Here is an 18,892-nt window from a genome sequence, read left to right as displayed (position 1 = left end):
TCCTACTTCTATACTGGATTGATCGGGTATGGATGGGGTCGGCACAGCTGAATGAACGGATTTTGAGTGCGAAAGCGAGAGGGCTATCCCTTTGAATGATATGGCAAAAAACCTTGTACTGTGGTTGATCATCGCGGCGGTGCTGCTGATGGTGTTTCAGAATTTCAAACCACAGTCGCGGGATGAGGCTCTCAGCTATTCCGACTTTGTTCAGGATGTGCAGTCGGGGCAGGTGAAAAATGTGGTTGTGGACGGTCTGGTGATCACCGGAGAAAAGGCCGATGGCAACCGTTTCAAAACTATCCAGCCGCAGATTATCGACGATGAGCTGACCAATGAGCTGGTGCGTAGCGGTACCGAGTTTGTTGGACGTGAACCGGAATCTCCCAGTATCTGGCAGCAACTACTGGTGGCGAGCTTCCCGATTCTGATTATTATTGCCGTTTTCATGTTCTTTATGCGTCAGATGCAGGGTGGAGCCGGTGGCCGTTCAGGGCCCATGGCCTTCGGTAAGAGTAAGGCTCGCCTGCTCGGTGAAGACCAGATTAAAACCACTTTTGCCGATGTGGCGGGTGTGGATGAAGCTAAGGAAGAGGTGCAGGAGCTGGTGGAGTTCTTGCGCGACCCGACCAAATTCCAGCGCCTGGGGGGCAATATCCCACGTGGTGTGCTGATGTGTGGGCCTCCCGGTACCGGTAAGACCCTGCTGGCCAAAGCCATTGCCGGCGAGGCGAAAGTGCCTTTCTTCTCTATCTCCGGCTCCGACTTTGTTGAGATGTTTGTCGGTGTGGGCGCTTCCCGTGTGCGGGATATGTTCGACCAGGCCAAGAAGCAGGCTCCCTGCATTATCTTTATCGATGAAATCGATGCGGTGGGTCGCCATCGTGGTGCCGGTGTCGGCGGTGGCCACGATGAGCGTGAGCAGACCCTGAACCAGTTGCTGGTTGAGATGGACGGTTTCGAGGGTAATGAAGGTGTGATCGTGATCGCCGCCACTAACCGCCCGGATGTGCTCGACCATGCATTATTGCGCCCAGGACGTTTTGACCGCCAGGTATTTGTCGGTCTGCCAGATATTCGCGGCCGCGAGCAAATTCTCAAAGTGCATATGCGCAAAGTGCCTCTGGACGATAAGGTGAATGCCCAGACTATCGCTAGAGGTACCCCTGGCTTCTCCGGTGCCGATCTGGCCAACCTGGTAAATGAGGCGGCCCTATTTGCTGCCCGCGCCAACAGGCGCACAGTGACTATGGAAGAGTTTGAGCGCGCCCGCGATAAGATCATGATGGGCGCCGAGCGCAAGTCCATGGTTATGAACGAGAAGGAAAAGGTGAATACCGCCTATCACGAGGCCGGCCATGCGATTATTGGCCGCCTGGTGCCAGAGCATGATCCAGTACACAAAGTTACCATCATTCCTCGTGGCCGAGCCCTGGGCGTCACCCAGTTCCTGCCCGAAGAGGATAAGTACAGCCTCTCCAAGCGAGCCATTGAGTCCCAGCTGTGTTCTCTGTTTGGCGGTCGTATCGCTGAAGAAATGACTCTGGGTATTGACGGCGTCACAACCGGGGCTTCCAATGATATTGAGCGAGCCACCGATTTGGCGCGAAGCATGGTGACCAAGTGGGGCCTCTCGGAAAAATTGGGGCCGCTGCACTATGGCGAAGATGACAGCGGCCAGCCGGGGCAAGGTAATCCGGTATCTGGCAAAACTTCCAATGAAATAGATGAGGAAGTTCGACGCATTATTGACATCTGTTACGAGCGCGCGAGTAAATTGTTGGAGGAAAACCGGGATATCCTTGAGGCTATGAAAGATGCCCTCATGGAATACGAAACCCTGGATGCCGAACAGGTCGACGATCTGATGGCCCGCCGCAAGGTGCGTCAACCCAAAGACTGGGAGGACAACAATTTTGACTCTGGCGGTAACAGTTCCACCGGTGAAACGGACAAGACTGATACCTCTGAAGCCTCTACCGAGGCCGACAAGAGTAGCCCGGTTGGTGGTCCGTTAAACGAACACTAATCCATAGCGATAAATTTAAAGGTCATAACAAACGGAATGCCGGTCGGGATGGCTCCAGTCCAGTCCGATCCGGCATTCCGTTTTTTTATCTCTGCCCATGAAAATGATTTGTGGAAAACACACCCTGGATCTCTCTTCCCCTATTGTAATGGGGGTCCTGAATACCACGCCGGATTCCTTTTCCGATGGTGGTAGCTACTATCAAGGCGGCCGCCTGGGCTTATCGCTGGTTCTGCGTCGGGCTGAGCAAATGCTCGGCGAAGGTGCTGCAATCATTGACGTGGGGGGCGAGTCCACTCGACCAGGCGCCTCTCCAGTTTCTGAGCAGGAGGAGCTCGATCGAGTGTTGCCTGTTGTGGAGGCGATTTGTGCAAACCTTGATGTCGTTGTTTCGGTTGATACCAGCACACCCATTGTGATGCGAGAGGCGGCTGTATCTGGTGTCGGTCTTATCAATGATGTGCGTGCGTTGGAGCGTGACGGCGCTCTTGAAGCCGCCGCGCTCACAGGCTTACCGGTTTGTCTTATGCATATGCAGGGCCAGCCGGGCACAATGCAGAGTGCCCCTGTGTATGAGCAGGTTGTGGCAGAGATCGCCAGCTATCTGGCTGGGCGCATTGAGGCCTGTGAGGCTCAGGGGATTGGGCGTGGGCGCTTGATAGTGGACCCTGGCTTTGGTTTCGGAAAGACGGATGCACACAACCTGGCGCTATTGCGCGATTTATCGCAGCTGGGATCACTGGATATACCTATATTGGTGGGTCTCTCGCGGAAGTCCATGATTGGTCGCCTGTTGGGCAGAGAGGTGAGTGAGCGACTGCCTGGCAGTCTGGCACTCGCCATGTTGGCGGCCCAGCGGGGGGCAAAGATTCTGCGGGTCCACGATGTTGCGGAGACTGCGGATGTTTTGCGCTTGCAGCAAATGGTGGGTGAATAAAGGTGTAACCCTCTAGATCACGTATGTTTTTGAGGGGGCTGAGGCCACCTTGGCGACATTTGACAAATTATACGTGGGTAAATTAGCGAGCTGTTCGATGGGCTGGCTGACGGAAAGGAAGAATTATGGAAAGAAAGTACTTTGGCACTGATGGTATTCGTGGACATGTTGGGGAGGGTGCCATAACCCCGGATTTTATGTTGCGGCTGGGTTATGCCACCGGCAAGGTACTGGGGAAGATGGCAACGGGTAAGCGATCTAGTCGCCCCTATATTTTGATTGGCAAGGACACCCGTGTTTCTGGCTATATGTTCGAGGCGGCACTGGAGGCAGGCTTGATCTATGCAGGAGTGGATGTGGGCTTGCTGGGCCCTATGCCTACCCCTGCCATTGCCTACCTGACGCGCACTTTCCACGCTCGCGCGGGAATAGTTATCAGTGCTTCTCATAATCCTTTTCATGATAATGGCATCAAGTTTTTTTGCTCAGAGGGTTACAAGCTCCCAGACGAGGTGGAGCGCGAGATAGAGGCGGCACTGGATCTGCCGATGGAAGCGGCCAAAAACCTTGGCAAGGCTTATCGAATTGATGATGCCGCCTCGCGCTATATCGAATTCAGTAAGGCCTCCACCCCCTGGAACTTCTCCCTATCAGGCCTCAAAATCGTTCTGGATTGCGCAAATGGGGCCACCTATCATGTCGCTCCTAAAGTTTTCCGCGAACTCGGTGCGGAGGTCACCGCCCTGAGCGTGAACCCCGACGGACTGAATATTAACCTGGAATGCGGGTCCACCAACCCTAAGCAGCTACAGCGCGCGGTGCTGGAACAGGATGCGGACTTGGGGATCGCTTTCGATGGCGATGGCGACAGGGTTGTATTCGTGGACAGCAATGGCGAGCTTGTCGATGGCGACCAGTTGCTCTTTATTATCGGTCTGCACCAGCATGAATACCTCGGTGGCTGCAAGGGTATCGTCGGCACACTGATGAGCAATTACGGTTTTGAGCTGGCCCTGCGTGAGCGCAATATCCCATTTGAGCGCGCCAAGGTTGGCGATCGCTATGTCCTTGAAAAAATGAGTGCAAATGAATGGATGTTGGGTGGGGAGTCTTCTGGCCATATTATCTGTGCAGATGCTTCCACGACTGGTGACGGTATTGTTGCTGCGCTCCAAGTGTTGCGTGCCCTATCGGAATTTGAGCAGCCCTTACATCAACTAAAGGCGCGTATGAAAATGCTTCCCCAGCACATGATTAATGTGCGACTGGGGCGCCGTGATGGTATACTCGATCACCCCGAGGTCATTGCGGCAGTGGCCGACGCCGAACTTCAGCTCGCAGACCGTGGCCGAGTACTATTGCGCCCCTCTGGGACTGAACCACTGATTCGAGTTATGGTGGAAGGTGTGGACAGCACCCAAGTAGAACAGCTGGCACAGAAAATCTCCTCCGTAGTGCAAAGGGTTGGGGATAGCTAAATCCTTTTCCAGGCCAGATTGGAAAGATAGCCTTCAATGTCTATTGATAGGGGCGAAAACAAACTCGTATATTTTTGGTTGTATGTTGGCGGCAATATCGCTAAGATTTGCGCCCCTTGAAGGAGCACACATGCGAACACCGCTGGTAGCAGCTAACTGGAAGATGAACGGCAGCAAAACGTTTGCCGAACGTTTTTTTAGTGATCTCAACTTGGAAGCCTTAGCCTCAGAAGTTGTGGTATGTCCGCCGTTTCCTTATCTATCCCTGGTCGCTCAGGGAGTAGAGGATAAAAGTGCTCTTAGTCTGGGGGCGCAAAACCTCAGCCAGGAGTCCAGCGGGGCTTTTACTGGTGAGGTCTCCGCAGATATGTTGCTCGATTGGAATGTCCGCTACGTGATAGTGGGGCATTCCGAACGTCGCAGTCTTTATGCTGAGACGAGTGAGCTGGTTGCAAAAAAATATGTTGCCGCCCAAGAGGCTGGTCTCATTCCTATCCTGTGTGTGGGAGAGAGTCTGGAAGAGCGCGAACAGGAGCGTACCCTTGACGTGATTGCTGCACAGCTTAAGGCTGTGAGTGACATCATTGAAGGTGATGCCTGGAAGCACTCAGTAGTGGCCTATGAGCCCGTCTGGGCTATTGGTACGGGTAAAACTGCGACACCGGAAGAGGCACAGAGCGTGCATCGGTTTATCCGTGCAGAGCTCGGCGAAGCCGGTGCCGAAGTACAGATTTTGTATGGCGGTAGTGTAAAATCCGCTAATGCCAGCGCACTCTTTGCGCAGGCTGATATTGACGGTGCCCTTGTTGGTGGTGCTTCGCTAGATGCGAAAGAGTTCGCCGCAATTTGCCGCGCTGCTGGTTAATATACAGCGAGCGGATTAGGGAATACTGAAAACGGGTTGATTCAACCCTGGTAGAGAGTTTCCAGAAAATGGAAAAAATTGTTTTAGGTATACATGTTCTGATTGCACTGGGTATTATTGGCCTGATTTTGATGCAGCAGGGCAAGGGTGCAGAGGCCGGTGCCTCCTTTGGTTCAGGTGCCTCTCAGACTGTTTTTGGTAGTCAAGGTGGAGGAAATTTCTTTTCCCGCTTGACAGCAATTTTGGCGACGGTATTCTTCGTCACCAGTTTGGGACTGGCCTTCTTGGCTCGTCAAAACGCCGATACCAACATTGATCCTAATCTGCCGCAAGTACCTGCTGCAGTAGAGCAAATTGGACCGGCAAGTGAGTTGCCTGAAATCCAAAGCGATATCCCGCAACTAGAAGCAGACTTGGAAGCCGGAGATGTTCCCCAGGCTCCAGCTGACAGCAGCGATGCCCCAGAGCCCGCAGCTGATCAGGAAAATGATACGCAGGAACAACAGTAAGATTTTTGCCCAGGTGGTGGAATTGGTAGACACGCTATCTTGAGGGGGTAGTGAGCTATGCTCGTGCGGGTTCAAGTCCCGCCCTGGGCACCACATCAAAGTCTTCAGGAATCTGAAGTAATATAAAAAGCCCCGCTGTGCGGGGCTTTTTTGTTTGTTTTTGTAATTCCTTTTTTCACATAAAAAACTGCTTATTAAAGCTCCCCCTGCTGGAAATAAATCCTCAGTTTTTCTTCCACTCTTTGAATAGTATTTTATCCTGCCCAATAGATCTTACTAGAGAGTACATCTTTGTAATTCGGTGTAATGCTAAGACTAGGAATGTAAGTTGATAGTCTATGGGGCTAATTGGATACTAGCCCCTGGCGTCCAAATTTTTGAAAGATACTTAAGTAAGGGTTGACCGTAGAGGCATCTTTAATAAAGGAGTACTTTGGCGGAATGGCCTTAGGATAGGAAATTGAATATGGTATCGCGTAACTTGTTTTCAAAGAGAGTTTTTTATAAAAACCTACTGGGTTTCTCCCTTTTACTCCAATCTACAGTCGCTCTGTCTGATAGTGATCGTACCGACTTCGACATTGATAATGATGGTCTGATAGAAATTAATGATCTTGCAGACCTCAATGAAATTCGCAATAACCTTAATGGGGCTTCGCTTTATGGAGTCAGCACCGGCTGCCCTTCCAGTGGTTGTCGAGGCTTTGAGTTGAGTCGTAATCTGGACTTTGACACGAATGGTGATGGGGCTTTTGACGAGGATGATACTTATTGGAATGGTGGGGCAGGTTGGGAACCTCTAGGAAGTTCAGAAAATCCGTTTACTGCGATGTTGGAAGGAAATAATTACTCGATTTCCAATCTTATTTGGAAAGTTGATGGGGTATTTGAGTTTCCAGAGGCTAATTACATATTTCTTGCTGGTGCATTAAGAGGCGCAACTGTTCAAAATGTTTACCTAAATATAACTATTTTTACTGGAGATAGTGCGGTACTTATAGGTAGTAATCTAATGCTTACCGATGGTCAGGATGACCTCGTAGAGGCTTGTAGTATGAATGATACAAGTGAGGGAAGTGCAACTTTAACAGCCAATGTAACGCTAACAGCCAGTAATTGCTCTGATGGGTATCTAATAGGGGCATCTAATCTGAACACAGGTGTATTTGAACTTGGAGAGCTGATTTCTTCCCCCGATGTATTTGTAATAAATGATGTTAACGACGTTGCTATCGGCCGGCCAAATTTGGGGGGGGATTTTTCCGGTAGTGTGAATGGTGGTGTAATTGTTATTCCACATGATGGAGCTATTGATGGCTCTGGTACTGTAACTTTCGAAGGTGGTGGTATTGATTCCTCTGCTGATGGCATCACCATTACAATCCCCGAGAGCGGTTCAGCTACAGGGATTCCAGCTAGCCTTGAGATAACTCCAACCTATAGCACTACTCTCTTCCAGAATGGCGCTCCTACCGCTGTGGTTTATTCTGATGGTGGAGAGGTATCCATAGGGATAGAACACTTTGATCACGAAAGAGATGATGGTCATAGTTATAGCTGGTCTAGTAACAATTTGGTCCCTAGCAATGGCTTAAACGAAAACCACTTTTCCTTTGATCCGGTGGGGCTAAGCGGCTCCTATGAGGTTAATCTGACCGTTACTCACTCGAGTGGGGGTTGGGCAAGTTCCAATATATTTATCCGGGTAGAAGAATCTCTCCCTCAGTTAAGTGACAGTCAAGATACAGATGGCGATGGTCTTAGTGACTTTGTGGAAGGCGTAAAAGATTTAGATAAAGATCGAATAGCGGATTATAAAGATAAGCGGGGGGCTAAAAATCTCCTACTATCCAGTGCTACTGGAGCACAGATGCAAAGTACCCAGGGGACCTCTCTTGCATTGGGCGATAGTGCATATACTGCGGGGAAGGCCATGAGTGAGGTTACTCATGAAGATATCGATAGTAATTTTGGGGAAAATTTGTCGACCCAAAATAGTTATAAATTTTTACATGGTATTTTTGATTTCATAGTGCGTGATATAGAAGTGGCTGGGGTCACTGACGTCGTTATTCCTTTGACTGCTGCAATCCTTCCTAGTGCACGTTACCTGAAATATCAACAAGGAGTGGGTTGGGTTGATTTTGTCGAAGATACAGAAAATTCAATTGCCTCTGCGCCTGGTCAGTTAGGTGAATGCCCGACTCCTGGCGATAGCAGTTATAAGCCTGGGTTAACAGAGGGGCACTTTTGTTTACAGTTAACAATTAAGGATGGCGGGCCAAATGATGCGGATAGAAAAGAAAATGGTATTGTTGTTGATCCGGGTGCCGTTGCAGTTGCTGGGTCTGCTATGCCAGTCATCAGTGTAGAGGCAGACTCTCTTCCGGTAACCAAATTCAAGAGGGAAGACGGAGAACAAGTTGTTTTGTCCTTTGTTATAGAGAGCGACTCTGTAGATGCGCTGGTCAGTGCATTAGCGATACAGGCTGGAGGAGATCTTAATGAAGTTGGAGATATTGGAAAGGTAAGAGTTTATCGTGATAGCAATGTAAGTAATGGTATTAATACATCTTACTATGTGGCGGATGGTTATTATTCAGAAGATGATGGATCTTTAGTTATTAATTTTGATACTCCATATCAACTACCAATCGGTGAAACTAGATTTGTTGTCACTTATCAATTCTAAATCCTGTCAACTAATAAATAAATGGGCTAGCGCTATGAAGTATGAGTGGAATTTTTTTAAGTTTTTCGTTTTATTATTTTTTATAGTGACTTTGGCTGCTTGTGGCGGCGGGTCATCGGGGAGTAAAGCTAAAACAGGTGAGGCCTCAGAAGATGCCGAAGCTGCTCCTGAGGCAAAGACATTTGCTGTGGCTTTATCGACAGTTGTTGTTCAGCAAATGAGTACAGGAAGAAACATTGAAGTAAATACTGAAAAAGTTGTTAGTCAAACAATGGAATACTCTTATTGATAATAAGAAGTTTTAGTTTTAAAGGCCCCATGAGGGCCTTTTTTATCTGATTTTATTTTTCTGTATTATTCCCACCACTAAATAGTGGTAATAGTGTTGCCTTCGCCTCAAAGTTAAATAACGGTATAAGAATTCCGATAACCCAGCTGTACTTTGGCTATTTGGCTTGGAATATCAGCCTTTGCGCCATTTTTTCTGGTACAGGGGCTATGCTGCCTAATGGCTTGGGCAAGTTTATAGGACACTCGAGCCGAAATCGTTGTTACTAGGCCGGATATGCCATCCCTGGGCTCAAAAAGAGGTGATATTGATGTCTCGTTTATCGCGGCGCGAATTCTGCCTGGGCGCACTGGCGGCATCTATGTTGGTGAGCGAATCATCGCGAGCACAATCTATCGGTGCTGGGGGTTCCATTGCGAGGCCTCAGCTGCCAATCCCGCCGGAATTGAAGGCGGATAACGCCGGAAAAATCAGTCTAATGGTGAAATCCGGCCAGCAGACCTTCTTGCCGGGTAAGACAACCCCCACTTATGGCTTCAACGGGCCTTTTCTTGGTCCGGCCCTACGCTTGCGTAAAGGTGAGACAGTAATTGCTAATGTGCACAATCAATTAACTCAGAATGTAACGGCACACTGGCATGGTTTGATTGTTCCTGGACATGCTGATGGTGGGCCCTATATGCCTATCAAACCCGGCCAGACCTGGACGGTTAAATTACCAATTATTCAGCCGGCGGCCACGCTTTGGTTTCATCCGCACTTGTACCCCACTACGGCTGAACTGGTGCTCAAAGGACTGGCGGGGCTGATTATTATTGATGATGAAAACAGCGACGCTCTACCGTTACCCAAGCGTTGGGGTGTGGATGATATTCCGGTGATCATTCAGGATCGACGCTTTAATCAAGATGGCAGTTTTTTTCATCGCTTTAATGAGATTACCGTTGCTGCCGGTTACTGTGGGGACTGTCTACTTACCAATGGAGTAATAAACCCGGTGGTAAAACCGCCTAAGGGTTGGTTGCGTTTTAGAATCCTGGATGGCTCCAATGGGCGCAATTACCGTATTTCTACCAGAGATCAAAGGGTTCTCTATGTGATTGCCACCGATGGGGGGTTTTTACCGGAGCCGGTACCTGTGAAAGCATTACCGATTGCCGCAGGCGAACGCTACGAAGTGATGGTGGATGCTCGCGATGGTAAGCCGTTCGATTTTATAACCCTGCCGGTACCGCAACCGGTGATGCGTTTGCCGCCTTTTGATGGTCCGGTGAATTTTTTGAGCGTGGTGCCCAATAACACTGAGGGGCAGGGTACCCTCCCTGAAGAGTTGGTGCCTTTGCCGGAAATACCGGAGACCCTGCCACCTATTAGTCAGCGCCTGATTATGCAGATGAATCGCCGAAAGATCGCCGATAAACTGATCGATGCAACAGGCCTGGAAAAAATGGTGGATACAGGGAAGACTGATCCGGTAGTTGTCGATAGAGTACTGAAGTTGATTACCGAGGGACCGGCAATGCCTCTGAAAGCACGGCTCACCGCCAACGGAATTAATGGAGTCTCTTTTTCATTTACTGAGCCAGGTTTCAAGGCGCCTATCAGTAAATATTTGCGCTGGCACATATCGGAAGGTAATGATGCTATGTTGCATCCGGTGCATATTCATGGTTGCCAATTTCGGCTATTGAAACTTAATGGGGCCATGCCACCGGCGTATATGCGTGGCTGGAAAGATACAGTACCCATCTCCAACGCCGGTGATGCAGAAATTTATGTGCGCTTCCCTCTGGAGGCAATGCCGGATATGCCCTATATGGTGCACTGTCATGTACTCGAGCACGAGGATTCAGGAATGATGACAGAATTTAGTGTGCCATAAATCGCTATTAATTTATTTTGTATATTGAAATTGTATTAAATACGTAATAACAAACGGGTTAGAACTCAACAACAAACTGACTGATCTTTCTTTTTATAAGGGGCAGATGGTTTGCTGCGGCCAAAATTGTGCTAAATGCTATTCGAGCAACGACTGACTTTGCCGTAACTAATTTTCGGGCGTGCTCGGTAATATCAATCACCCTTTTGTCTTCTCTTTGGCGGATTGGAGAATACTGATCTAAATTATTCTCGATGATGCATTTGGCTAACTGAGCGGCATCTGCAATACCCAAATTCATTCCTCTGCCTCCAACCGGTGAATGGCAGTGTGCAGCATCTCCTGCCAGGAATACTCTACCTTTAGAGAAATACTTTGCTTGGCGCACAGAAATTTTAAAAACACCCTCGCGGTGAACCGTTTGTATCTTCAGCGGCATGGGAAAGGCTTCTAAAACCTTTTCGCAGTTTCCCACAAAACGATAGCGATTTTTGCCTATAGGCACTGAAACCACCACTATTCCGGGTTTTACCTGTACCAGCGTAAATGTTTGTGGATAAGGCCAACCATCAAGTTCTACGTCGGCTATCGACCACTGTTCAGGTAAATCAAATCCATAGTAGGGAATATTGGCATTTTTACGTACCGTACTGTGAATACCATCGGCACCGATAATAAGATCGAACTCTTCTTCCTTACCGTTAGAGGATAGAGTCACAACGGATTGCCCTTCCTCTTGGAACTTATTGAGTGCGACCTGATACTCTACCGTTACTCCCATGGAAGACAGTGAGTCCGCTAAAATTTTCTCTGTGCGATCCTGAGGGAGCCCCAAAATGGTCGGAAAATAAGATGAATCAGAGTGTAGCGGCAGGGATAGAGCGAGATGATTGCCCTGGTAAAGACAGGCACTTTGAATTGGTATGCCCTCTTTGATTAGTCTCTCCGAAACTCCCGAGTGGGATAAAATCTCAAGGCTGCGGGAAGTAATACCAACAGCTCTGCTTAATGTTGAGGCACTATCTCGCCTGTCTATAACCTTGGCGATTAGATTTCGACGGGCTAACTCTATGGCAAGGGTGAGACCAGTTGGTCCCGCACCGACAATTAGTATTTTCATAAAGACCGGACGTTCTCCCAGCCTATCAAAACAGTAGTACAGTATAGGGAGTTATCGGCGAAGATCCTAGGTTTGAGTACTCCCTAGTTATTTCTTCACAAAATACCATTCTTAATAGCAGATCTATTATCTACAGGATAGCCAAAAAAGTGTAGTCAGGACTACGTTTTTGGCGATGGAGAAACACTGATTTATGAGTACTTAAAAGATGCAAGATCAGTGCATAAACACTTAGATGCATGGTGTTCATTTTTTATCGATGACGGACCGCTGTAGAGCCCGCGCGCTTGGGTTTATTTGGGGATATGCTTGATGACTTTAGGGTACGCCACTCATGGCCCAGGTCTATTTTTAAATCGTGTAAAATCGGGCTATCGAAGGGGAGGGTTGCTCTGCCAAGAGAAAGTATCAGGTTGGTTGTCAGATGTTATTTATTTTTCGGGTTTTTTCTCAGCTTGACCGATGTCCCCTTACGCTCTTCCTTGTGTTGCAGTTTCATGGCCTTTTTGATTAGGTTCTGAAAGTTTGCGCACTCCAATTGATTTTCTTCCGGGCAGTTGGCCACATGCCTCAGGCCATCGCGCATGGCTTCCAGGCGGCGGATGTTCTTGTCCAGTGCATCGGCCTTGTCGAGGAGTTGCTCTCGGTCGATATTGGGTTTGCCGCTGTAAGTGAATAAATTGGCAATCTCATCGAGGGAGAAACCGGCATAACGTGCTAGGGAGATCAGGGAAAGCTGCTCTAATACGCTGGCAGGAAAAACTCTGGTGATCCCACGCCTACTAATCGATTGGATAAGGCCTTTTTCTTCATAATATCGTAGAGTCGAAGACGGAAGCCCTGTGCGCTTCGATACCTCGCGAATATCCATTTCCTGTCGATTACCCATCTGTATTGACCTCAAGCAGACTTGAAGTTGTATCCTAGTTTTCACGGCTCTTCCTGGCAAGCTTTCTCTGCAGGGCAGTGAAAGCCTGGGCGCGCCCATAGTATTCCCCGGTTAGCGTAGACCTCGACACCATCGTTGAGGATATACTTGCCCCGCATAAGTGAGGCGGCTACTGGGCCATGTTTGGCCCAGGTTTGAGAACCTCCTTGACTCTGCGCCTGTACTTACCACCGGGGAATAGTGGTGAGAAAATATGTGGATCTTATGTTTGCCATAAAACGGTTTTTCAAGTCTTCCAGCCGCTCCACTACTGATGGGGCCTCGATACGGGGAGTGCTAGTGGCACTCTGTCTGGCCACTTTGCTCAATGCTTTGGCCGTGAGCAGTGTCAATATGGCACTACCGGAGTTAGTGGCAGGCTTGCAAACCACTTATAGCCGGGCACAGTGGGTTATTGTTGCCTTCATGATTTTTTTAACCGCTGCTCTGGCGGTTGCCGGTCGGGCTAGTGACCAGGTGGGGCGCAAGAAGATCTTTATTCATGGTGTACTGATTTTTACCCTGGCGAACCTGCTTTGCGTCTTTTCTCAAAATATTTGGATGCTGGTTTTGTTCAGGGCGCTTCAGGGGATTGGCGCGGCAATGTCTACGGGGGTGGCCATGGCGATTGCCAGTGATGTCCTACCAAAATCCCGCCTGGGTAGAGCTGTGGGGCTACTGGGCAGTGTCTCTGCCCTTGGTACTGGCAGCGGACCGGTTCTTGGAGGGCTCCTGTTAGAGATCGCTAGCTGGCAGGCGATCTTCCTGATACAGGTGCCACTGGGTATATTAATATATTTTTTGGGTTTAAAGTATTTGCCGGATGACCGCACCGGGGCCAATTCGCCCAAGGGTGCTAGAGCATTGAATATACTCTCGGCATTCTGCATTTTCTCTGCAACGCTTTTTTATACTCTGTCGATCAAGCCAGTGAATGACTATTATGGGCTTTTAAATATCGTTAGCATTGTATTCGCAGGTGTGTCCCTGTGGTTACTTTGGAGGCTTCGGTTTAAAGGGCACAGAGTATCGCCAATTGCGCTAGCTTTCACACACTACCCCCTCACTATTAACTTAGGCACTAATTTCCTGGTCGCGGCATCGGTAATGAGTTCTCTGGTTGTCGGCCCGTTTTATCTGACCCTGGCCCTTGGTCTTGATTTCTCACTGGCTGGTTTCGTGATGTCCGCAGGATCTTTTACGGTTGCAATTTGCTCGACGGTTACTGGTCGCATTGTAGATCGTTTTAAGTCTCGTGCTACGGTGCTATTTGGCCTGTTATGTCTAATACTTGGTGCCCTGGGTATGGTCTATTTACGGGTTAGCCACGGCGTTGGTGGTTACCTGTTATGCACAGCCACTATGGCTGTGGGTTATGGTACTTACCTGTCTGCAAATAACGCCTTCACCATGAGTAATGCGGGAGAGCAGGTACGCGGTAGTATTTCTGGTTTACTCAACCTCTTTAGAAACTTGGGATTATTAACCGGGGCGGCATTGATGAGTATGGTGTTTGCGAGTGTTGCAGATTTCCCCCAAGTCTCTACCTCTGATTATGGTTTGGTGGTGCAAGGCCTAAATCGTGTATACGCTCTGGCCCTTTTGTTTCTCCTAACGGCATTTGTAGCCCAGGGTTTGTCCATTCTCTTGAGCCGCTTTAAAAATCACACATCGTAATTTTTAGTATTCTTCTCCGTGACCTTGCCTCATTTCTGTTGACTTAAAGTTGACTTTAAGTAGTACCTTGGACCTGTCAGTGAGTCAAGACACTGTTTCATTAGTGTAGTTTTCGACAGGAAAAAGAGGAAAAGAGAATGGAAGATACTTCCCTCGATCAATGTATCGCAGAGTTAAAAGAACATTGGGATGGATTAAATTCGCAAACCATTATCCGTTGCCGGGCGACGCTGGAACGCCTGGCGGCAACCAATCGTTCAGAAACCTGGTTGGCTGATCTTCATAAAGAGCGGTCAATATCCAAGGAGTTGTACCGGGATCCTAAGTGGGGATTTACGTTGCTCGCCCATGTGGAAACACAGGGGTTATATCGCGTTCCACACAATCATGGTGATGGTTGGGTATTTTATGCACTTCAGTTTGGCCAGGTGCAAATGGCCACTTACGGCCTGCTTTCCGAGACGAATACTGAAGCGCAATTGCTGAGTCGTGGTGCGGACATAATGCACCCCGGTGACTGTCGAGCCTTCTTGCCTGGAGATATACACGATACCCGCTGTATGTCTGATTACAGCCTGATGTTTCGTTTGACCAGCTGTGACTTTTCCAGAGAAAAACGGTTGGGCAGATTGCGACAATTTGAGTCGTATGCAGAGTAGAGCCGGTTTGGTTGCTGGTTGATAGGTTGAAAGCTTCAATTCCTGCAGGGAGTTACTGGTAAACCAAAAGGCCGGGGGTATTTATTTGAGGGAAGTGGCCAAGAGGGCGTTATGGAGGTTCGCCTTCTTGTATCGGGTTTTCGGTGATGCCGTTCGGTGTTTCACATTAAAGGTTAAAGCAGGAATGTGAAAGAAATATGCAATTTTAACTTCGGCTTTCTCAAGTTTGAGTTTTTGTGTAGGCGGAATTATGGCAGATTTTTATGCTTGTGTGTTTGTGCAAAAAATACAATTCTATTTTTTTGTTCTTTGGGTGTGTGTTTATCCTGGGAGGTTGAATTATCCGGTTGTTTAATTCTCTGCGGGTGAATTTTAGGGTATTTTGTGCTGTGCTGCCCTATGGTTTTGTAAAGAATTGTTTTTCCCGTTGGGAACCAATATATCTTGGTTCTATCGAATCTGCAGTGCTTGTATGGGGTGTTGGCTACAAGGCGCAGAGCAATTTTAAGGGTTTGTGAAATATATTAATCGGTACAGTTTTCTGTGCTCTATAAGAGTAAAAGTGGGGGCGGGATATTTTCCTGTCAGTAATATAGGCTCGATATCGAAAATCAGACGATTGAGTCACGCTTCCTGTTTTTAAAAAAAATTGTTGCAGATTATTTACGCTAACTCCTGGTCGATTGTTTCTGTCATTGCGGCAGCCTGGCTGTGGCATCTCATTACATAAATTACGTTTTTAATAGAACCCTAAAAACGACTATCGGAGATTCTATGAACCATCTTTTTATTCGAACAGCCATTGCTTCGGCATTGATAATCGGTGCCCAGGGTGCGTCAGCTAATCAGCCTGCTGAAGATTATGTGGACGGCCAGCAGTACCGTGCCGGTAGTCAAGTTTGCTACGGCGGTGACCTTTTTAGAACTCAGTGGTGGGCTACTGCTCAACAGCGCCCGGCCGAGGCTCTGACGGCGGAAAATACCTGGGATTCTCCCTGGATTGTGGAGGAGGCTGGAGCCTGTAATGGTTCCAGCGAAGACAGTGCCAGTAATGGTGATTCAGATAATAACAGCGATAGTGATGGCTCAGACTCGGACAATTCCGGTGAGAACAGAGACTCCGGTAATAGTGGTTCCAGCGATGCAGCCGTTTATCAGTCTGGTCAGAGCTACCGTAAAGGTAGCGAGGTCTGTTATGCCGGCGATATTTTTGTGGCGCAGTGGTGGGCAAATGCCGACCAGCTACCCTCTGATGCCCTGAGTGCGCAAAACACTTGGGATTCTCCCTGGATTCTTCAAGAAGCCAGTGGTTGTGCCGACGATGGCAGTAACAGTGGTGATAATGGCGGAGACAACGGAGACAACGGAGACAACGGAGACAACGGAGACAACGGAGACAACGGAGACAACGGAGACAACGGAGACAACGGAGACAACGGAGACAACGGCGACACACTGATATCCCTCCGTGTTTCCACTTCGCAAGTCCAACTGACCGGTGGTGGCCCCGTCCAGTTGAGTGCTAGCGTTTCCGGTGGCGACAGCGCCCTCAGCTATAGCTGGGCACAACTCTCCCCGAGCTCTCCGCAAGCGGATATTGCCGCGGCCACGAGCGCCTCCACGTCTGTTACCCTGCCAGCCAGCACCTATGATGTGAGCTATGTCTTCAGCCTGATTGTCAGCGATGGTGAGAGTACAGAAGAGGCCCAGGTAACGGTACAGAACCTCGCGCTGGATGGTGGCGCCGAGGACTCTGGTGATAACGACAATTCTGGTGGCGCTGTGAATGCGGTGATTTCTACTTCCGCCAACAATGTAGGGTGTTCCGGCAATATCACCCTGGACGGCTCCCAGTCCACCGGTGGCAGTGGTATGAGCTATATCTGGAGCCAGACTAGCGGCCCCTCCATCAAGCTTTCCAGCTACGTGGGCAGTTCCACCCAGGCCGTGTTGTCTGAGGTATACAGCGATGTAATCTACACTTTCCAGCTCACCGCCACCGATGCCACGGCAGCCAGTGACGTGGCCGAAGTCACTATCAACCAAACCGGCTGTGCGTCCATCAGTGACCATGTGATGGGGCTAAGTGAGTTAAAAGCGGAGGAGGGTGCTCGCACTACTGATTCACTTCTTCAAGAAGTCAAGGACACTGTGGAGACTCGCAATAACGCTATCGTAGAAGCGGTTCAGTCCGGTCGCAATGCCAACCCGGAAAACGTGCAGCGTGTCGAGAGCATTATTACCGAGGAGACCTGGGAGTATCTGTTCCCACTGCGCGCCGAAGACTACACCTACACCAACTTCCTGCGCGCGGTGGCCAAGTTTCCCGCTTTCTGTGGTGAATACACCGATGGCCGTGATTCCGATGGGATCTGCCGCAAAGCATTGGCTGTGATGTTTGCCCACTTCGGCCAGGAAACCGGCGCCCACGCGGCAGCCTGGGATGAACCGGAATGGCGTCAGGGCCTGTACTGGATACGCGAGATCGGTTGGACCGAGGAAACCTCAGGTGGTTACGGTGCCTGTGATTCCGGCAGTAGCTGGGCGGCGGATGTATGGCCCTGTGCCATCAATGCCGATGGCGGTTACAAGAGCTACTTTGGTCGGGGCTCCAAGCAGCTCAGCTGGAACTATAACTACGGCCCTTTCTCCCAGGCTATGTACGGTGATATTTACACCTTGCTGGAAAACCCCGAGTTGGTTGCGGATACCTGGCTGAACCTGGCCAGTGCCATCTTCTTCTTTGTCTATCCGCAGCCGCCCAAGCCCAGTATGTTGCATGTAGTGGATGGTACCTGGGAGCCTAACAGTGTCGATCTGGCTAACAATCTGACCCCAGGATTTGGCGTTACCACCAATATCATCAATGGCGCGATCGAATGTAGTAAGGGTTCCGAAGATTATCGTTCGCAGTACCGCATGGATTACTACAAGAGTTTTACCGAGTACCTGGGTGTGGATATTCCAGCAGGTGAAGAATTGGGCTGTGCCAACATGGGGCAATTTGAGACCGGCGGTTCCGCCTCCCTGAATATTTATTGGGATAAAGATTGGGGCTGGTCTACTGAAAACCCCAATAACGAGAGCTTCGCCTGTCAGTTGGTGAACTATCAAACCGCCTACTCTGCACTGAATGAAGGCGACTACGCCAAGTGTGTGGAAGGTAACTTCGATATGACTATCGACTACCAGAACTAAGAGGTGATTCATTAAAGCGTAGGGGCTGCAAAAGTGCGGCTCCACCTTGCGTATTGAGCCCGGCAATAACAATTATTGTGGGGCTTTTTTACAGGTAATTATTCATCCCCTGTGTGCCTGATAAGCTTAAGGAATTATTTGAGGGTGAGGGAATCTGTCAAGTTATGAATTCTCATCTAAAATTTGCTGAATTAAAGCGGAATCAACATAGGCCGTAGCTTCAGTGATAAGACCTTTTTCAAATTTAACAATCCAGCAGTAGGTATTGTTGTAACGTTTGCCATTGAGTGCGGTACAGATTCCCTCCATTTCCGCGATTGCATAATCCCCATCAACGAATATCCGCTTGACTTCCATCATCACCTTGCCCTCCTTAAGCATCTTGCCCATTCCCTGGAAGGCGCGCTCGACCAATTCTTTCTTTGAATTGTATATTCCAGCCATCTTATGGGTGCCTTTAACAGTCCAGCGCACATTATCGGCGACCCGCTCAAGAAAGGGCTGGGGGTCGGTTTGTAGCGAGTTAAACACCTCTTCTACAAATTTTTTCTCGAGCATATGTCCTGCTCTCTGTTGTGTTAAAAAATGTGGGTTGTTGAAATAAAAAGCCAAGGATTAATTTGGGTCAC

14 protein-coding genes and 1 tRNA gene are annotated in these 18,892 nt (G+C 49.0%); 12 read left to right on the top strand and 3 right to left on the bottom strand.

The features are described 5' to 3' along the window. The first annotated feature begins 100 nt into the window (after positions 1–100). The 9 genes from ftsH (at position 101) to cueO (ending at position 10,681) form a co-directional block, all read left to right on the top strand. Entirely contained in the window at positions 101–2,029 is a 1,929-nt protein-coding gene (ftsH, locus tag ACCI51_RS00670) for an ATP-dependent zinc metalloprotease FtsH (RefSeq protein ID WP_299579336.1), read from the top strand. A 97-nt stretch (positions 2,030–2,126) separates the two neighbouring features. Further along, a complete protein-coding gene (gene folP, locus ACCI51_RS00665; RefSeq protein WP_371842231.1) occupies positions 2,127–2,966 on the top strand; it encodes a dihydropteroate synthase in 840 nt (279 codons plus the stop codon). A 125-nt stretch (positions 2,967–3,091) separates the two neighbouring features. Next, complete coding sequence (glmM, locus tag ACCI51_RS00660) at positions 3,092–4,444, top strand: phosphoglucosamine mutase (RefSeq protein ID WP_371842230.1); 1,353 nt, start codon at positions 3,092–3,094, stop codon at positions 4,442–4,444. Positions 4,445–4,574: 130 nt separating this feature from the next. After that, a complete protein-coding gene (gene tpiA, locus ACCI51_RS00655) occupies positions 4,575–5,309 on the top strand; it encodes a triose-phosphate isomerase (protein WP_371842229.1) in 735 nt (244 codons plus the stop codon). Positions 5,310–5,377: 68 nt separating this feature from the next. Next, the gene (gene secG, locus ACCI51_RS00650) at positions 5,378–5,818 is read left to right on the top strand and encodes a preprotein translocase subunit SecG (RefSeq protein ID WP_299579324.1); all 441 of its coding nucleotides are present in this window, start codon (positions 5,378–5,380) and stop codon (positions 5,816–5,818) included. A gap of 7 nt (positions 5,819–5,825) precedes the next feature. Then, positions 5,826–5,911, top strand: a tRNA-Leu gene (locus ACCI51_RS00645). A gap of 373 nt (positions 5,912–6,284) precedes the next feature. Continuing rightward, positions 6,285–8,510, top strand: coding sequence for a hypothetical protein (locus ACCI51_RS00640; protein WP_371842228.1), 2,226 nt, complete (start codon positions 6,285–6,287; stop codon positions 8,508–8,510). Between the two features lie 34 nt (positions 8,511–8,544). Next, complete coding sequence (locus ACCI51_RS00635) at positions 8,545–8,799, top strand: hypothetical protein (RefSeq protein WP_371842227.1); 255 nt, start codon at positions 8,545–8,547, stop codon at positions 8,797–8,799. A gap of 310 nt (positions 8,800–9,109) precedes the next feature. After that, entirely contained in the window at positions 9,110–10,681 is a 1,572-nt protein-coding gene (cueO, locus tag ACCI51_RS00630; RefSeq protein ID WP_371842226.1) for a multicopper oxidase CueO, read from the top strand. Positions 10,682–10,739: 58 nt separating this feature from the next. Here cueO and ACCI51_RS00625 read toward each other — a convergent pair whose 3' ends face one another. Both ACCI51_RS00625 and ACCI51_RS00620 read right to left on the bottom strand, forming a co-directional pair. Further along, positions 10,740–11,801, bottom strand: coding sequence for an FAD-dependent oxidoreductase (locus tag ACCI51_RS00625; protein WP_371842225.1), 1,062 nt, complete (start codon positions 11,799–11,801; stop codon positions 10,740–10,742). A 427-nt stretch (positions 11,802–12,228) separates the two neighbouring features. Beyond that, positions 12,229–12,690: a helix-turn-helix domain-containing protein gene (locus ACCI51_RS00620; protein ID WP_371842224.1), complete on the bottom strand. Its 462-nt coding sequence runs from the start codon at positions 12,688–12,690 to the stop codon at positions 12,229–12,231. Between the two features lie 339 nt (positions 12,691–13,029). On the opposite strand from ACCI51_RS00620, the gene ACCI51_RS00615 reads away from it, so the two are divergent. The 3 genes from ACCI51_RS00615 (at position 13,030) to ACCI51_RS00605 (ending at position 18,263) form a co-directional block, all read left to right on the top strand. Beyond that, on the top strand, positions 13,030–14,406 hold the full coding sequence (locus tag ACCI51_RS00615; RefSeq protein ID WP_371842223.1) for an MFS transporter: 1,377 nt from the start codon (positions 13,030–13,032) through the stop codon (positions 14,404–14,406). Between the two features lie 137 nt (positions 14,407–14,543). Continuing rightward, complete coding sequence (locus ACCI51_RS00610; RefSeq protein WP_371842222.1) at positions 14,544–15,065, top strand: hypothetical protein; 522 nt, start codon at positions 14,544–14,546, stop codon at positions 15,063–15,065. Positions 15,066–15,839: 774 nt separating this feature from the next. Beyond that, on the top strand, positions 15,840–18,263 hold the full coding sequence (locus ACCI51_RS00605; protein WP_371842221.1) for a chitinase: 2,424 nt from the start codon (positions 15,840–15,842) through the stop codon (positions 18,261–18,263). Between the two features lie 162 nt (positions 18,264–18,425). Here ACCI51_RS00605 and ACCI51_RS00600 read toward each other — a convergent pair whose 3' ends face one another. Continuing rightward, positions 18,426–18,875 carry a nuclear transport factor 2 family protein gene (locus tag ACCI51_RS00600; RefSeq protein WP_371842220.1) on the bottom strand — a complete coding sequence of 150 codons (450 nt, stop codon included), beginning with the start codon at positions 18,873–18,875 and terminating at the stop codon, positions 18,426–18,428. Between the last annotated feature and the right edge of the window lie 17 nt (positions 18,876–18,892).

Origin of the sequence: Microbulbifer echini (assembly GCF_041447225.1) — a bacterium.
Classification (GTDB): Bacteria; Pseudomonadota; Gammaproteobacteria; order Pseudomonadales; family Cellvibrionaceae; genus Microbulbifer; species Microbulbifer echini.
This window is presented reverse-complemented; position numbering and strand designations above follow the sequence as displayed.

Bases quoted from the DNA above. Each gene is read 5' to 3' on its own strand.
- ftsH (WP_299579336.1), top strand. From the start codon at position 101: ATGGCAAAAAACCTTGTACTGTGGTTGATCATCGCGGCGGTGCTGCTG.
- folP (WP_371842231.1), top strand. From the start codon at position 2,127: ATGAAAATGATTTGTGGAAAACACACCCTGGATCTCTCTTCCCCTATT.
- glmM (WP_371842230.1), top strand. From the start codon at position 3,092: ATGGAAAGAAAGTACTTTGGCACTGATGGTATTCGTGGACATGTTGGG.
- tpiA (WP_371842229.1), top strand. From the start codon at position 4,575: ATGCGAACACCGCTGGTAGCAGCTAACTGGAAGATGAACGGCAGCAAA.
- secG (WP_299579324.1), top strand. From the start codon at position 5,378: ATGGAAAAAATTGTTTTAGGTATACATGTTCTGATTGCACTGGGTATT.
- ACCI51_RS00640 (WP_371842228.1), top strand. From the start codon at position 6,285: ATGGTATCGCGTAACTTGTTTTCAAAGAGAGTTTTTTATAAAAACCTA.
- ACCI51_RS00635 (WP_371842227.1), top strand. From the start codon at position 8,545: ATGAAGTATGAGTGGAATTTTTTTAAGTTTTTCGTTTTATTATTTTTT.
- cueO (WP_371842226.1), top strand. From the start codon at position 9,110: ATGTCTCGTTTATCGCGGCGCGAATTCTGCCTGGGCGCACTGGCGGCA.
- ACCI51_RS00625 (WP_371842225.1), bottom strand. From the start codon at position 11,801: ATGAAAATACTAATTGTCGGTGCGGGACCAACTGGTCTCACCCTTGCC.
- ACCI51_RS00620 (WP_371842224.1), bottom strand. From the start codon at position 12,690: ATGGGTAATCGACAGGAAATGGATATTCGCGAGGTATCGAAGCGCACA.
- ACCI51_RS00610 (WP_371842222.1), top strand. From the start codon at position 14,544: ATGGAAGATACTTCCCTCGATCAATGTATCGCAGAGTTAAAAGAACAT.
- ACCI51_RS00605 (WP_371842221.1), top strand. From the start codon at position 15,840: ATGAACCATCTTTTTATTCGAACAGCCATTGCTTCGGCATTGATAATC.